Source organism: Ancylobacter sp. IITR112, assembly GCF_041415945.1.
GTDB lineage: Bacteria > Pseudomonadota > Alphaproteobacteria > Rhizobiales > Xanthobacteraceae > Ancylobacter.
The window spans coordinates 724,656-740,215 of sequence record NZ_JBGCUS010000001.1 but is presented as its reverse complement, the minus strand read 5'-3'; the positions used below and the strand labels follow the sequence as shown (position 1 = coordinate 740,215).

The window sequence follows — 15,560 nt, the reverse complement described above, 5'->3', positions numbered from 1 at the left end:
CTATTTTCCAACCATGTCGGTCGCCTTCACCCAGATCAGCGCGCCTTCTTCCACCGGCACCTCCTTGCCCTCGGGCGAGGTCATCGGCGTGTCGCCTTCCAGCAGCGCGGCGAAACCCCACCAGCCGGCGCGCGGCATGGCGTAGGTGAAGGTGCCGTTGGCATCGGCCTTGATCACCTGCGTCACGAAGGCGTCGTTGGGCGGCGTCACCGTGCCGTCATTGACGAACTCCACCTCGACCTCGGCGAAGGGCGCGGGCTTGCCGCCCTTCAGCACCACGCCGGTGAAGACATTGCCGGTCCACAGCCCGGTCGGCCGGGTGAGCGGCTGGATTTCCACCGGCAGGCCCACCAGCGCGTCCCAGCCCTCGCCCGAGGCATAGGCATCGACCGTCACCTTGGCGTAATGGACGATGAACTTGCCTTCGGAAGGTTCCCAATAGGGCTGCGGCTCGACATAGAAGATTGCCGCGCCGGGCTCCTTCAGCTCATAGGCCAGCGTCCACGCGCTCTTGCCATCCACCGGCTTCTCGGTGATCCGCCCGAGAAGATCGGTGGTCTTGCCGCCGGCCAGCACACCCATCTTTGCCGGCTTCTTCATCTCCATGACCGGCCCACCCTCGACGGGATGGGTGAACACCATGTCCACGCTCACCGCGCCACCCTCGGGCAGCACGTCGGCGGAAGGGATGATCTCCTGGAAATGCGCCAACGCCGGCAGCGCCATCAGCGGCAGGGCGAACAGAGCGGCAATGAAGCCGGAATGGTGGGGGGCGGACACGCGGCACCTCCTGTATGAATAAATGAGTAAAAAATCATACAGACGCAGCCACGTGCGGCAAGCACAAAAAATAGTCACGAACCGAAAAGTCTTGCGGAAATCAAGGTGATAACCTAGTTTCCAGCCCACCGGGAGGGGCGCTTCCATGCAGCGGATCACCATCGCCATCGACGACGATCTGGCCGCGCAGCTCGATGCCTTCATCGAGCAGAGCGGCGCGGCAAGCCGCTCGGAAGCCATACGCGACATGGTGCGACGCGGCCTTTCCGCCCGGCCGGACGGGCCGGACAGCGCCGCCTGTTTCGGCGTCGTCAGCTGCACGATCGACCAATCGGTGCGCAACCTCGCCGCGCGCGTGCCACAGGGGCGGCTGGAGCGGCACGACCAGACGGTAGCCGCCCTCTCCGTGCCGCTCGATCACACGACCTCGGTGGATGTCACGGTCATGCGCGGCGAGGTCGGCGACATCGCCGCCTATGCGCAGGCTCTGTTTCTAGAGCGCGGGGTGATGCATGGCGCGCTCAGCCTCATACCGGTCGCCGAGGACACGTCGCGCCACGTCCACAATCACGGCTCCCCGCACGCACACACCCATGTGCGGGTGAAAAGCGGGTTCCAGGAGTGAGACAGTCATGAGAAAGGCGCGCCCTTGCGAGCGCGCCTTCGCTGGCGTCGGGTGGGTGCAGCCCTCGCGTCAGTTTCGTATGGCGCGCACCAGCCCGATCAGGATGCACGCCCCGAGCACGCCGGCTACGAGATAGCCGATCCAGCCGCCGAAGCCGACGCCGATCAGGCCGAACAGGAAGCTCGCCACCGCCGCGCCAATGATGCCGAGCACGATGTTCATGAAGATGCCGGTGCCGGTCTTCATGATGGCGGAAGCAATCCACCCCGCCAGACCGCCGATGATGATGGCGGCGATCCAGCCAATCTGTGCGTCTTCCATGCGATTTCTCCCAGAACCCCGGTTGGAAACGCTGAGAAAACGCATGGGCCGGCGGGCCGTTCCCGCCGGCGGGGTGGTTTCGGCGGTATTTCGGGCGCGGTGCCGTTACTCCGCCGCCGCGGCCCGGGGGTTGGCGCCGATCGCCCGCCCTGCGGCAGCCGGCCGTTCCAGCCCGGCATGGGCGGCGGCGAGCGCGTTCAGTTTTGCCAGGATCGACGCCGGCGCCGGGCAGGCGCGGCCGGCTTGGCTGTCCACATGCAGCAGCATGTGTTCGCCGGTGGCGACTTCCCGCCGTTCCGGGCCGGCGAACAGCCGGTGGAACAGATGCAGGCGCTTCTCGTCCGTGCTGAGGATCTGCGTCGTGCACGCCAGCGCCTCGCCCAGCTTCGCCTCATCGAGATGCCGCAGATGCGTCTCCACCGTGTAATAGCTGTGGCCGCCTTCGACATAGGCGAGATCGACGCCGATGAGCCGTAAGAGCGCATCCGTCGTGTCGCCGAACACGTGGAGATAGCGGAACTCGGTCATGTGGCCATTATAGTCGAGCCAGGCCGGGGAAACGCGCGTCTCCATGAGTTCGAGCGGCGCGGCGCGGTCGATGGCCACGGGCGGCGTGCTCGCCTGCGCCCATAGACGCTGCTCGAAATCCTTCAGCAATTGCCCCGCGCCCCAGCCCTCCCCGCCCCGGCTGGCCTTCAGCGCCTGCACAATGCCGACGAGATTCTCGTCGCGGATGCGCTCGAGCTCGCGGATGGTGAGGCCGCCCGCCTGCGCGTCGGACTGGGCGCCGATCTTCTCCACCAGCGCGTCGTCGAGATCGACCACATCGGTGAGCCTGGTCCAGGGCCAGTGCAGGCAGGGCCCGAACTGGGCGAGGAAATGGCGCATGCCGGCCTCGCCGCCGGCGATGCGATAGGTCTGGAACAGCCCCATCTGCGCCCAACGCAGGCCGAAGGAATAGCGGATCACGTCGTCCAGCGTCTCGACATCGCAGATGTCGTCCTTGATCAGCCACAGCGCCTCGCGCCACAGCGCCTCCAGCAGCCGGTCACCGACAAAGGCTTCGATCTCGCGGGCGATCACCACGCCCTTCATGCCGATGGCGTCGAGAACGGCCTTCGCCCGCTCGATCGTTTCCGGCGCGGTTTCCACGCCACCGACGATTTCGACCAGCGGCAGCAGATAGACGGGGTTGTAGGGATGGGCGACGAACAGCCGGCCGGGATGGGCTAGCCCCTCCTGAAGCTCGCTGGGCTTGAGGCCGGAGGTGGAGGAGCCGATGAGCGCCTCGGCCGGGGCGCTCGCGTCGATTTCCGCCAGCACACGGCGCTTGAGGTCGAGCCGCTCGGGCACGCTTTCCTGCACCCATTGCGCCCCGGCCACCGCCTCGGCCAGGCTGGCGCAGAAGGTGAGCGTGCCGCGTTTCGGCAGCGGCGCGCCGGTGAGCAGGCCATAGGCGCGCTCGGCATTGGCCAGCACCTCGGCGACGATGCGCTCGGCCTCCGGGTGCGGATCGAACACGCGCACATCAATGCCGGCAAGCAGGAAGCGCGCGATCCAGCCGCCGCCAATGACCCCGCCGCCGATGCAGGCCGCGCGGGAAATGGGAGAAAGGGCGGACATCGGCATCTCCTCAGCGCTTCACCAGCTTCAGCTTCTCGCGAACCTCGGCTGGGCCGATGACACGCGCGCCCATATTGGTGACTACGTTTACGGCCTTTTCCACCAGCTGGGCATTGGTGGCGAGCTGGCCCTTGCCGGCATAGAGGTTGTCTTCCAGCCCCACCCGCACATTGCCGCCCGCCAGCACCGCGGCGGCAGGATAGGCCATGGCGTTGCGGCCAATGGAAAAGGCGGAGAAGGTCCAGCCGGCCGGCACGTTGTTGACCATCGCCATGAAGGTATTGAGGTCGTCCGGCGCGCCCCAGGGGATGCCCATGCAGAGCTGGATCAGCACCGGGTCCTCGATCAGCCCTTCCTCGGCGAGTTGCTTGGCGAACCACAGATGTCCGGTGTCGAAGGCTTCGATTTCGGGACGCACGCCCAGCGCCGTCATCTGCCGCGCCATCTCGCGCAGCATGGACGGCGTGTTGGTCATGACATAGTCGCCGAGATTGAAATTCATCGTGCCGCAGTCGAGCGTGCAGATTTCCGGCAGGCAGTCCGCGACATGAGCGACGCGCTCGGTGGCGCCGGCCATGTCGGTGGCCTTCTCGTTCAGCGGAAACGGCGCCTCGACATGGCCGAAGACCAGATCGCCGCCCATACCGGCGGTGAGATTCAGCACCACATCGACCTCGGCCGCGCGGATGCGGTCGGTGACCTCGCGATAGAGGTCGCGGCGGCGGGAGGCGGCGCCGGTCTCGGGATCGCGCACATGGCAATGCACCACCGCCGCGCCGGCCTTGGCCGCGTCGATCGCGCTCGCGGCGATCTCCCGCGGGGTGATCGGCACATGGGAAGAGCGGCCGGTGGTGTCGCCGGCGCCGGTGACGGCGCAGGTGATGAAAACATCGCGATTCATCGACAAGGGCATGGCAAGGCTCCTGAACTCATGACGGGAGCTTGACGGCAAAGCGAAGTCGTGACGCAACTCTTTGCGCAACCCATTTTTCATTCTGCGCAACGATGATCTTTGCCCCCGCCGACGACCCGCTGGACGTGACCCTGCTGCTGTTTCCCGGCCTGTCGCTGCTCTCACTGGCGGCCACACTGGACCCGATGCGCGGCGCCAACCGCGTGCTCGGCCGGCCCGCCTTCCGCTGGAAGCTGGTGTCGATGGACGGGCAGATGCCGGCCGCCAGTTGCGGCCTGCCAATCCCCGTCGAGGGCGCCTTCGATGCCGCCGCGCGGCAGGATGTGCTGATGGTGGTGGCGGCGTTCGAGGCGGCGCGCTTCGCCACGCCCCCCATCCTCAAGGCGATCCGCGCCGGTGCCACCCGCTCGGTGGCGACGGGCGGCATCGAATCCGGCTCGTGGCTCATGGGCTTCGCCGGCCTGCTCGACGGGCGCCGCGCCACCACCCATTGGGAGGATCTGGAGGATTTCGCCGCCCGCTTCCCGGAGACGGATGTGCAGCCGGACCGCTTCGTCATCGACGAGCCGGTGTTCACCACCGGCGGGGCGACGCCCGCGCTCGACTGCATGCTGGCGCTGATCCGCGCCCGGCACGGCTATTCCACCGCGCTCGATGTGGCGAGCCTGTACATTTATGAGGAAGTGCGCACGGGGTCGGACGTGCAGCCCATCGTCTCGCTCGGCCGCATCCGACAGCACGAGCCGCGCGTGGCCGAGGCGATCCGGCTGATGGAAACCCATATCGACCGCCCGCTCACCATCGCCGCTATCGCCCGGCGGGTGGGGGTGTCGACGCGGGGGCTTGAGACGCTGTTCGTCAAGACGGTCGATGTGTCGCCCGGCGCCTATTACGTCACGCTGCGGCTGAAGGCGGCGCGGCGGCTGGTGCTCGACACCAATCTGCCCATCGCCGACATCGCCGAGCGCACGGGCTTTTCCGCCATCGCCTCGCTGTCGCGGGCGTTCCGGCGGCAGTTCGGCGCGCCACCTTCGGCGGCGCGCCAGAAGCGTTTGTAATCAGAGGCCGAGGCCGCTCTTCACCGCCGCCGCGCCGGGCTTGCCATCGAGCGTGGTGACGCCGGCGAGCCATTTGTCCACCGCCGCCGGGTTCTGCTTCATCCACGCCTTCACCGCGGCGTCCGGCTGCATTCCCTTGTCGAGAATGTCGCTCATCAGCTGGTCTTCCATCGCCACGTCGAAGACGAGGTTCTTGAGCAGCTTGCCGACATTCGGGCATTCCTTGGAGTAGCCCGGACGCGTGAGGGTCAGCACCGTGGCGCCGCCATCATTGGGGCCGAACACGTCCTTGCCGTCGGTGAGATATTCGATCGGCAGGTTGACGTTCATCGGGTGCGGCCGCCAGCCGAAGAACACCACCGGCTCGCCCTGCTTGATGCGATGGCCGACCTGGGTGAGCATCGCCTGCTCGCTGGATTCCACGAGATCGAAGCCCTTCAGCCCGAAGCTGTTGTCGGCGATCATTTTGGAGATGGTGGCGTTGGCGCCGCTGCCGGCCTCGATGCCGTAGATCTTGCCCTGCAGCTTGTCCCTAAACTTGGCGATGTCGGCATAGGTCTTCAGCCCGGCCTCATAGGCGGCCTTGGAGGTGGCGAAGCCGATGCGCGCGCCTTCGAGATTGGTCGCCGCCACCTCGACCTTGCCGGCCTTCACCAGCGGCACCTGCGTCGGCTCCTGCAGCGGCATCCAGTTGCCGAGGAAGATGTCGCGGTCGCCATTTTCCAGCGCCTTGAAGGTGATGGCGACGGAGAGCACCGCGACGTTCGGCTGATAGCCGAGATGGGTCAGAAGCTCATTGGCGACGGCGGTGGTGGCGGTGATGTCGGTCCAGCCGACATCGGAAAAGCGCGGCTTCGCGCAGGAGGCGGGGTCCACAGCGAAGGCGGAGGAGGACAGGAGCGTCGCGGACACGGCGACGCACGTCACGAGCAGGCGTGAAATCATGGCTGTTCCCTCTGTTGGCGATCTGCCGCAGCATCGGCACCGCAGGGGAAGCCTATCGCCGGGGGAGCCGGCTGCTTGACCGTGCTCGAAGCTGGGATGACGAAATGCGCAGCTTCGCCGCCGGTGGCGCCGCCTAATCCCGCCCGCTCAGCCGCCGCAGTTCACCATGCACGGTCGCATTGCCGGCCCATAGCGCCCCGGGCCGGGAAAAATCCCCCTCGAAGGTCACAACCCCGCCGGCCTCGCGCACCAGCACCATGCCAGCCCAGCAATCCCAGCAATGCAGCGTCGGATCGTAATAGCCGGCCAGCCGGTTCGCCGCCACATAGGCCAGCATCAACGCCCCTGAACCGACGCGGAACAGCACGCCGCCGGCGCGGTACAGCGCCTCGACAAAGGCCCCGACCTCCGCCGCCGGCGCCTTCTGCGTGGCGCCGAAGCCGGTCGTGGTGGAGGCGACCGTCCAGTCCGGGTTCATCGTCAGCACCCGCCCATTCAGCCGGGCGCCGCCGCCGAGAACGGCCGAGTAAAGCTCGCGCAGCATCGGCGCGTAGATCACGCCGGCGACGGGATCCGTCCCCCGCGCGAGCCCGATTGACACCGTCCAGTTCGGCTGGCCGACGAGGAAGGGCATGGTGCCGTCGATCGGGTCGATCACCCAGACGAAGCCGGAGCGGCCCTCACTCGCCGCCTCCTCCTCGCCGACAATACCGTCCTCGGGGAAGCGCCGCCGAATCGCCTGGCGCAGCCACGCCTCGATGCTGCGGTCCGCCTCGCTGACGAGGTCCTGCGAGGCGGATTTCAGCTCCGGGTGCAGCGTGTCGCGCTGCAGGAAGAAGCGGCGGGCCCGCGTCCCGGCCTTGCGTGCCAAGGTTTCGGCGAAGCCATGCCGGGCGCGCAGCGTGTCGGTTCCATCATCATGCTCCGCGTTCATCCTGCCCTCATCACGCTTGTTGACGCTCGCACATTGGCCAGCTTGCTCGATGTCGATGCTATTGCATATTTCAGATTACAAATGTATCGCTTTCCCTGTCGATGGCCCGCCCGCCATCGCCGCCGCCGGGCATCACGACAAGCGTCGGAGCAAGGTTGAGGCCGGCCCGTCCGGCACATTTGTGGGGGATGACAGCGCCGGCAACGGCCCGCTCCGCCGCCAAGACGAGAGACGGTTTGAACCGTCCCAGTGCCGGCCTCGCCCACACCGTGGCGCTGTGCCAATTCAGGAGGAAACCATGAAGCGTGCATTGAGAATCTGCGCCAGCGTCGTCGCCCTCGCGGCCGCGACGGCGGCCATGCCCGTCGCGGCGATGGCCGATTGGCTCGAAGAGGCGGCCAAGCCTCTGAAGGGCACCGAAGTCAACGGCATCTTCCTCGACCGTCCGGGCTATCGCGCCATCATCAAGCTGCTGCCGGAGTTCGAGAAGAAGACCGGCATCAAGGTCAATTACGAAATCGTCCCCTATGAGAACACCCGCGAGAAGGAAGTGCTGAACTTCACCTCGCGCGGCGATCTCACCATGGCGCTGGTCGATCTCGTCTGGATCGGCGAGTTCGCCGAAAATGGCTGGCTCGTGCCGGTCGAGGAACTCGCCAAGGACAAGGCGATCACCGACCCGAACCTGAAGCTCGACGGCTTCTTCCCGCTGCTGCTGGAAGCCTTCGGCTCCTGGGGCGGCACGGTCTACGGCCTGCCCTTCGACAATTATTCCGGCCTGCTGTTCTATAATTCCTGCAAGCTCAAGGAAGCCGGCTTCGACAAGCCGCCGGCGACCTGGGAAGAGGTGATGACCGTCTACGGTCCCAAGCTCACCGACAAGGAGAAGAACCAGTACGCCTATGCCCTGCAGTCGCGCCGCGGCGAGACGCAGTCGGCCGACAGCTTCATGCGCTTCCTGTGGCCGTTCGGCGGCTCGCTGCTGAACAAGGACTTCAAGTCCAACCTGATGAGCAAGGAGAGCCAGACCGGCCTCAACTTCCGTCAGGACCTGATGAAGTACATGCCGCCGGGCGTCGTCTCCTTCGACCATGCCGAGGCCGTGAACGCGCTGGCGCAGGGCCAGGTGGCGATGATCACCGAATGGTCGGCCTTCTATTCCACCCTCGCCGATCCCGCGACCTCCAAGCTCGGCGACTGCCTCGCCGTGGCGCCGGAGCCCGCCGGCCCGGCCGGCCGCCTGCCCGCGCTGGGCGGCTTCTCGCTCGCCGTCGCCTCGCAGGCGAGCCCCGAGCAGCAGAAGGCCACCTGGCTGTTCATCCAGTGGGCGACCTCGGAAGATATCGCCAAGGCTTATGTGGAGGCCGGCGGCGTGTCGGGCCGCATGGCGGTCTACAACGACCCGGAGATCAAGGCGAAGTACAAGTTCGTCGAGCCGATGGTCGCCTCCTGGCAGGCCGGCGTTCCCGAGTATCGTCCCCGTTTCCCGGCCTGGCCGGCGATCTCCGAGATCGTCGCCGAGTGGGGTTCCAAGATGATGCTGGGTGAAGTCACCGTCGAGGGCGGTTCCAAGGAGATCGGCACCCGCATGGAAGCCATCCTCGGCAAGGAAGGCTATTACGACGGCAAGAAGAAGCTGCTGCAGTGAGTTGAAGTCGGCGGCGGGGCCTCTCTCCCGCGCCGCCGGCCTCCGGGCGGATGCCGCAACCCGCGAAGCGGCATCCGCCCCCTTTATCCCAAAACCGAAACAGCACGTTTCCAGGAACCGAAAGCGCCGTCATCCTGAGGCGCCTGGCGTTTGCCGGGCCTCTCAGTATGCCGATGCCCGGAGGCCATCGAGGCCTCGACGCTTGCGAAAGCCAATGCCATGACCACGCTGCACGCCCGCGCCCTGGACGAGATCCGCGCCTGCCTCGACCAGGTCCGCGCCGACGAACTGGACGGCGCCATCGCGGAACTCGCCGGCGCCAACCGCATCGCGCTCTACGGCGTCGGCCGCGAGGGCCTGCAGGTCAAGGGCCTCGCCATGCGCCTGTTCCATCTCGGCCTCAAGGCCGCTGTGGTGGGCGACATGACCACCCCGCCGGTCGGCCCCGGCGACGTGCTGGTGGTGTCGGCCGGACCGGGCGACTTCTCCACCGTCGCCGCGCTGATGGGCGAGGCGCGCGCCGCCGGCGCCCGCACCCTCGTCGTCACCGCCGAGGCGGGCGGGGCCGCCGCCGCCCGCGCCGACCGGGTGCTCACCGTTCCCGCCCAGACCATGGCCAGCGACCAGGGCGCGGCCGCGACCTCGGTTCTGCCGATGGGCTCGCTCTATGAGGGCGCGCTCTATCTGCTGTTCGAGATCCTGATCCTCGGCCTGCGCGACCGGCTGGGCGTGACCCCGGCGCAGATGCGCGCCAACCATACGAATCTGGAGTGACCTTGGGTCCCTTCTCCCCCGGTAGGCACCACAGGAAGACGCCATGAGCGACACCGCGACATCCCCCGCACAACGCCGGCCCAACCGGGGCTATGGACGCTGGACGCCGCTCTGGTTCCTGGCGCCGGCGGTGCTGACGCTGTTCGTGATCGGCATCTATCCGACGATCTTCGCGCTGGTCACCTCGTTCCGGCGCTACAACATCACCCGGCCGCGCGAGGGTTTTCCCTTCATCGGCTTCGAGAACTATGTGAACGTGCTGACCGACAGCACCTTCTGGTCCTCGCTGTTCCTCACCGCCAAGTTCTACGTGACCGTGCTGCCGATCCAGGTGGCGCTCGGCCTCGCCATCGCCCTGCTGCTGCACAAGCCCGGCATGGGGCTGCTCAAATCGCTCGCACGGGTCACACTGGTCGTCCCACTGGCCACGACCTATGCCGTGGTCGGCCTTGTCGGGCGCTTGATTTTCAACAGAGATTTCGGCGTGGCCAACCAGGCCCTGAGCGTGTTCGGGCTGGGGCCCATAGACTGGCTGTCAACCCAGGACGGCGCCTTCGCCGCCATCGTCATCATGGATGTGTGGCAGTGGACGCCGTTCTGCGCGCTCATCTTCCTCGCCGGCCTCTCCATGGTGCCGGGCGAGATCGAGGAGGCGGCGCGACTGGAAACCTCGTCAAAGCTGGCTTTGCTGCGGCATGTGCAACTGCCCTATCTGCTGCCCGGCCTCACCGCGGTGATGATCCTGCGCTCGGCGGATGTGCTCAAGCTGTTCGACATGGTGTTCGTGATGACGCGCGGCGGCCCCGGCTCGGCCACCGATCTCATTTCGATCTACATCCAGCGCGTCGGCTTCCGCATCTTCGATCTCGGCACCGCTTCGGCGCAGGCGATCCTCTTGCTGATCCTCACAATCATCATCAGCCGGCTCTATATCCGCCTGCTTTACCGCGAGGTTCACTGATGCGTATCTCGTCCGGCAAACTGCTTCACGCCCTCGGCCTGACTGCCGTGGTTATCTTCACGCTGTTTCCGTTCTTCTGGATGGTGTCGGCCAGCTTCAAGACGCAGGCTGATATCCTGTCCTCGCCGCCGGTGTGGTTCTTCACCCCGACGCTGCAGAACTACGCGGAAATCTTTGCGGACACCAAGGTCAGCGGCGCCATCATCAACTCGCTGATCGTCGCCACCTGCTCGACATTGCTGGCCGTCATCCTCGGCGCGCCGGCGGCCTTCGCCCTCGCCCGCTATGAGTTCCGCGGCAAGTCCGACCTCTGGTTCTGGTTCATCTCCAACCGCATGATCAGCCCGATCGTGCTGGCGCTGCCGGTCTATCTGCTGGCGATTCAGGTCGGGCTGCTCGATACCCATCTGGTGCTGATCCTCATCTACCTCACTTTCCAACTGCCGATCGTGGTGTGGATCGTCACGGATCAGTTCAAGTCGATCCCGGCGGATCTTGAGCAGGCCGCGCGACTCGATGGGGCGAGCCAGTTCACCATCTTCCGCAAGATCTACCTGCCGCTCGGCGCGCCGGGCATCGCGGTGTCGGCCATCTTCTCCTTCATTTTCTCCTGGAACGAGCTGCTCTATGCGCTGGTGCTGACCCGCCGCAACGTGCAGACCGCACCGGTTGTCGCCACCAGCTTCATGTCGGGCTATGAGCTGCCCTGGGGCAAGATCATGGCCACCGGCACCGTCATCGTGCTGCCCGTTACCATCTTCGCGCTCATCGTCTCCCGGCACATGGTGCGCGGCCTGACCATGGGAGCGACGAAGTGAGCAACGCCCCCGCACCGATCCGCTTCGGCATCAATCTCGGCTTCTGTACCAAGCGCTGGATCACGCCGGAGCTGTGGACCGCCGTTGTGCGCGAGCGGCTCGGCCTCGATCTCGTGCAGTTCTCTTTCGACCTCGTCGATCCCATGTGGCCGGACGCCATTGTCGACCGCCATGCGGCCGAGGTGCGGCGCGCGGCCGAGTCGGCGGGGCTCACCATCCACAGCGCCTTCATCGGCCTCGCTCATTACAGCTTCAACCAGCTCCTGCATCCCGATCCGGCGGTGCGCAACTACGCCGAATACTGGCTCGGCCGTGCCTATCGCTTCGCCGCGCTGGCCGGCATTCCCCGCGTCGGCGGGCCGCTTGGCGCGCTTGCCGCGCGGCTCGATGGCAGCGAGGCCGACTCCCTCGATTCCGCCGATTACGCCGAACTCGTCACGCGCATGCACCGGCTCGGCGAGCGCGCGGCAGCGGAAGGGCTGAGCGAGCTCTATGTCGAGCCGACGCCGCTGCGTCGCGAATGGCCATGGACCATCGCCCAGGCCCGGCAGATGATGAACGACGTGGCCCACAGCGCGGTGCCATGGCGCCTCTGCATCGACTGGGGCCACGCCACCTTCGCGCCGCTCTATGGCGACGTGACCGGCGGCATGGAAACCTGGCTGCGGGACCTCGCCGACGTCACCACCGCCGTTCACATCCAGCAGACCGACTTCGCCTTCGACCGCCATTGGGACTTCACCGTGCCCGGCAAGGTCGATCCGCTGGAGGCCGCCGCCCTGCTGCGGCGCACCGGCACCGACACCTGCCCGGTGTTCCTCGAAGTGTTCTATCCCTTCGAAGAAGACAGCCGCACCATCCTCGCCGCGCTGGAGACAAGCTGCGCGCGCCTCAAGCTCGCTCTCGCATAGGCACCGGCGATGAACGGGGGCGGGCGCGAGCGCGGCAGGCCGGTGGGCACGCAGGAGATGGAGGCGGCGCAAATCCGTGCGCGGGTCGCCTGGCTCTATTACATCGGCGGCCTGACCCAGCAGGAAATCGCCGACCAGCTCGGCCTCACGCGACTGCGCACCAACAAGATTCTTGGTCAGGTGCGCTCCGACGGCTCGGTGTTCATCGACATCCGCCTGCCCATGGCCGATTGCATCGAGGCCGAGCAGAAGCTGAAGGCCGAGTATGGGCTGGAACAAGTCACCGTTGTGCCATCCCTCCCCGACGAGGCCGAGCAGCAGCGCGTCATCGGCGAAGCCGCTGGCGGCATGCTCGACACGCTGCTGGAAAATGGCATGGGCCTCGGTGTCGGCTGGGGCAAGACGCTCGCCGCCGGGCTCAAGCGCATCACCGCCCGCCCGATGGCGGAAAGCTGGGTAACCTCGGTCATGGGCGGGCTGACCCGCGGCTCGGGCTCCAGCACCTTCGAGGTGGCGACCGGCTATGCCCGCGCCATCTCCGCCGAATGCTACTATCTCGCCGCCCCGCTCTATTTCCCGACGCCCGAGAGCCGCACCATGCTGCTCTCGCACCATGGGATCAGCGAGACCATGCGCCGGGCGCGGACGGTCGACGTGGCGCTGCTCTCCTGCGGTGACATGACGACCCGCTCCCTGCTGGTGCAGACGCAGACCGTCTCCGAGAACATCGACAGCCTGCGCGCCGCCGGCGCGGTGGGCGATCTGCTCGGCATGTTCCTCGACGCCGACGGGCGCCCGGTGGACCACCCTCTGAACGAGCGCGTGCTGTCGCTGGCCCCGCATGAGGTGAAGCCGGTGCGCCACTCGATCCTCGCCTCGGGCGGGCTCTACAAGGTGCCGATCGTGCGGGCGATCCTGCGCGCGGGCTATGTGAAACGGTTGGTGACGGACGAAGGCTGCGCCTCGGCGCTGCTCAAGGACTGATGGACGGCCGCCGGACCCTCGCGGCCGGCCACTCTGGAGACTGTATGATGAGCTTCCTGCGACTGGACAACATCAAGAAGAACTACGGCGACGCCGCCGTCATCAAGGGCGTCAGCTTCGCCGCCGAGAAGGGCGAGTTCGTGGTGTTCGTCGGTCCCTCGGGCTGCGGCAAGTCCACCCTGCTGCGCATGATCGCGGGGCTGGAGGATGTCAGTTCGGGCGAACTCTACATTGACGGCCGCGACGTCACCTATGAGGAGCCCGCGAAGCGCGAGGTCTCCATGGTGTTCCAGTCCTATGCGCTCTACCCGCATATGAGCGTGTTCGAGAACATGGCCTTCGGCCTGCGCATGGCGAAGAAGCCGGAGGCCGAGATCAAGGCGCAGGTGCTGGAGGCCGCGCGCATCCTGCAGCTCGAAGCGCTGCTGGAGCGCAAGCCGCGCGCCCTTTCCGGCGGTCAGCGCCAGCGTGTCGCCATCGGCCGCTCCATCGTCCGCCACCCCAAGCTGTTCCTGTTCGACGAACCGCTGTCGAACCTCGACGCGGAACTGCGCTCGCAGATGCGCGTCGAAATCGCCAAGCTGCACCGCTCGCTCGGCGCCACCATGGTCTATGTCACCCATGACCAGGTGGAGGCGATGACGCTGGCCGACCGTATCGTGGTGCTGCGCGCCGGCCTCGTCGAGCAGATCGGCTCGCCGACCGAGCTTTACGACACCCCCGCCAACACCTTCGTCGCCGGCTTCATCGGTTCGCCGAAGATGAACTTCATAAACGCCAAGGTGGCGTCGATCGCGGGCAACACGCTCACTTTGGCGCACCCGACCTTCGCCGGCGGCACGCTGACGCTGGACACACCGGCCGCCGCGCGCACAAAGGTCGGGGCGGCGGTGACGGTGGGGCTGCGGCCGGAACATCTCACGGTCGGGGCCGCCAACCCGGTGCTGGCACTCACCCTCGATTTCGCCGAGAGCCTCGGCGGCTCCACCCAGCTCTATGCCCGCTCCGAGGGCGAGCCGATCATCGCCCTCACCGCCGGCCGGCCGAACCTCAAGCCAGGGGACGCGCTCACCCTCGGCATCGACCCCACCCACATCTATCTCTTCGACGCCGCCGGCCTTGCGCTCTGAGCGCCCCGGCGACGGCACACTCCAGCAGGACACGCCCCATGGTGCAGGCACTGGTTCTCGAAAAGAAGGGCGAACTTGCCCTTCGCGACATCGACCTCCCGCTCGAGGTCGGCCCGGACGACGTGAAGATTTCCATCCACACGGTCGGCGTCTGCGGCAGCGACGTGCATTACTACACCCACGGCGCCATCGGCTCCTTCATCGTGCGCGAACCCATGGTGCTCGGCCATGAGGCGGCCGGCACGGTCACGGCGGTCGGCGCCAATGTGAAGAACCTCAAGGTCGGCGACCGGGTCTGCATGGAGCCGGGCGTGCCGAACATGAATTCGCGCGCCACCAAGCTCGGCATCTACAATGTCGACCCGGATGTGCGGTTCTGGGCGACGCCGCCGATCCATGGCGTGCTGACCCCCGAGGTGGTCCACCCCGCCGCCTTCACCTATAAGCTGCCGGCGAATGTCTCCTTCGCCGAAGGCGCGATGGTGGAACCCTTCGCCGTCGGCCTGCAGGCGGCGACCCGCGCCCGCATCACCCCGGGCGATGTGGCCGTCGTCATCGGCTGCGGCCCGATCGGCATCATGACCGCGCTCGCCGCGCTGGCTGGCGGCTGCTCGCGCGTCTACATCTCCGATCTTTCCGCGCCGAAGCTCGCCATTGCCGGCCAGTATCCGGGCGTTCACCCGGTCAACATCACCGAGCGCCCCTTGGCCGAGGTGATCGCCGAGGAGACCGAGGGCTGGGGCGCCGATGTGGTGTTCGAGGCCAGCGGTTCGCCGCGCGCCTATGAGGGCATTTTCGACATTGTGCGCCCCGGCGGCACGCTGGTGCTGATCGGCATGCCGGTGGAGACGACCAAATTCGACGTGGCGGCGGCGATCATCAAGGAAGCGCGGATCGAGACCGTGTTCCGCTACGCCAATAATTTCGACCGCGCGGTGAATCTCATCGCCTCCGGCAAGGTCGACCTCAAGCCACTGATCTCCGAGACCTTCGACTTCGCCCGCAGCATCGAGGCGTTCGACCGCGCCGCCAAGGGCCTGCCGACCGACGTGAAGCTGCAAATCGTGATGCCGGGTTAAAGCGTCGACCTGCCCCCTCTCGCCGACGGGGAGAGGGGTGCGGCAGGCTTCTTCCG

16 protein-coding genes are annotated in these 15,560 nt (G+C 66.8%); 10 read left to right on the top strand and 6 right to left on the bottom strand.

Annotation, left to right across the window (positions count from 1 at the left end):
* Positions 1–726, bottom strand: coding sequence for a DUF4198 domain-containing protein (locus AAC979_RS03345; RefSeq protein WP_371348987.1), 726 nt, complete (start codon positions 724–726; stop codon positions 1–3).
* 199 nt (positions 727–925) lie between these two features.
* On the opposite strand from AAC979_RS03345, the gene nikR reads away from it, so the two are divergent.
* Positions 926–1,405 carry a nickel-responsive transcriptional regulator NikR gene (gene nikR / locus AAC979_RS03340; RefSeq protein ID WP_371345406.1) on the top strand — a complete coding sequence of 160 codons (480 nt, stop codon included), beginning with the start codon at positions 926–928 and terminating at the stop codon, positions 1,403–1,405.
* 69 nt (positions 1,406–1,474) lie between these two features.
* On the opposite strand, the gene AAC979_RS03335 is transcribed toward nikR, so the two are convergent.
* From AAC979_RS03335 to AAC979_RS03325, 3 genes are all read right to left on the bottom strand, one after another.
* Positions 1,475–1,726 carry a GlsB/YeaQ/YmgE family stress response membrane protein gene (locus AAC979_RS03335; protein ID WP_244377614.1) on the bottom strand — a complete coding sequence of 84 codons (252 nt, stop codon included), beginning with the start codon at positions 1,724–1,726 and terminating at the stop codon, positions 1,475–1,477.
* A 105-nt stretch (positions 1,727–1,831) separates the two neighbouring features.
* Entirely contained in the window at positions 1,832–3,349 is a 1,518-nt protein-coding gene (locus AAC979_RS03330; protein ID WP_371345405.1) for a carnitine 3-dehydrogenase, read from the bottom strand.
* Positions 3,350–3,359: 10 nt separating this feature from the next.
* On the bottom strand, positions 3,360–4,262 hold the full coding sequence (locus AAC979_RS03325; protein WP_371345404.1) for a 3-keto-5-aminohexanoate cleavage protein: 903 nt from the start codon (positions 4,260–4,262) through the stop codon (positions 3,360–3,362).
* Between the two features lie 92 nt (positions 4,263–4,354).
* On the opposite strand from AAC979_RS03325, the gene AAC979_RS03320 reads away from it, so the two are divergent.
* The gene (locus tag AAC979_RS03320) at positions 4,355–5,320 is read left to right on the top strand and encodes a GlxA family transcriptional regulator (protein ID WP_371345403.1); all 966 of its coding nucleotides are present in this window, start codon (positions 4,355–4,357) and stop codon (positions 5,318–5,320) included.
* Here AAC979_RS03320 and choX read toward each other — a convergent pair whose 3' ends face one another.
* Positions 5,321–6,265 carry a choline ABC transporter substrate-binding protein gene (gene choX, locus AAC979_RS03315; RefSeq protein WP_371345402.1) on the bottom strand — a complete coding sequence of 315 codons (945 nt, stop codon included), beginning with the start codon at positions 6,263–6,265 and terminating at the stop codon, positions 5,321–5,323.
* 133 nt (positions 6,266–6,398) lie between these two features.
* Positions 6,399–7,199, bottom strand: coding sequence for an inositol monophosphatase (locus AAC979_RS03310; protein ID WP_371345401.1), 801 nt, complete (start codon positions 7,197–7,199; stop codon positions 6,399–6,401).
* 298 nt (positions 7,200–7,497) lie between these two features.
* Between AAC979_RS03310 and AAC979_RS03305 the strand changes: the two genes are divergently transcribed.
* From AAC979_RS03305 to AAC979_RS03270, 8 genes are all read left to right on the top strand, one after another.
* Positions 7,498–8,847: a sugar ABC transporter substrate-binding protein gene (locus tag AAC979_RS03305; RefSeq protein WP_371345400.1), complete on the top strand. Its 1,350-nt coding sequence runs from the start codon at positions 7,498–7,500 to the stop codon at positions 8,845–8,847.
* A 219-nt stretch (positions 8,848–9,066) separates the two neighbouring features.
* Positions 9,067–9,621: an SIS domain-containing protein gene (locus AAC979_RS03300; protein WP_371345399.1), complete on the top strand. Its 555-nt coding sequence runs from the start codon at positions 9,067–9,069 to the stop codon at positions 9,619–9,621.
* Positions 9,622–9,664: 43 nt separating this feature from the next.
* A complete protein-coding gene (locus AAC979_RS03295; protein ID WP_371345398.1) occupies positions 9,665–10,582 on the top strand; it encodes a carbohydrate ABC transporter permease in 918 nt (305 codons plus the stop codon).
* Positions 10,582–11,400, top strand: a complete 819-nt coding sequence (locus AAC979_RS03290) for a carbohydrate ABC transporter permease (protein ID WP_371345397.1) — start codon at positions 10,582–10,584, stop codon at positions 11,398–11,400. The genes AAC979_RS03295 and AAC979_RS03290 overlap by 1 nt, the downstream gene beginning before the upstream one ends.
* Positions 11,397–12,311: a sugar phosphate isomerase/epimerase family protein gene (locus tag AAC979_RS03285; protein WP_371345396.1), complete on the top strand. Its 915-nt coding sequence runs from the start codon at positions 11,397–11,399 to the stop codon at positions 12,309–12,311. Before AAC979_RS03290 ends, AAC979_RS03285 begins: the two co-directional genes overlap by 4 nt.
* A gap of 9 nt (positions 12,312–12,320) precedes the next feature.
* Positions 12,321–13,295 (top strand): sugar-binding transcriptional regulator, encoded by a 975-nt coding sequence (locus AAC979_RS03280; RefSeq protein WP_371345395.1) that lies wholly within the window; start codon positions 12,321–12,323, stop codon positions 13,293–13,295.
* A gap of 47 nt (positions 13,296–13,342) precedes the next feature.
* Positions 13,343–14,425, top strand: coding sequence for an ABC transporter ATP-binding protein (locus AAC979_RS03275; protein WP_371345394.1), 1,083 nt, complete (start codon positions 13,343–13,345; stop codon positions 14,423–14,425).
* A 41-nt stretch (positions 14,426–14,466) separates the two neighbouring features.
* Positions 14,467–15,504, top strand: coding sequence for an NAD(P)-dependent alcohol dehydrogenase (locus AAC979_RS03270; RefSeq protein ID WP_371348986.1), 1,038 nt, complete (start codon positions 14,467–14,469; stop codon positions 15,502–15,504).
* The last annotated feature ends 56 nt before the right edge of the window (positions 15,505–15,560 follow it).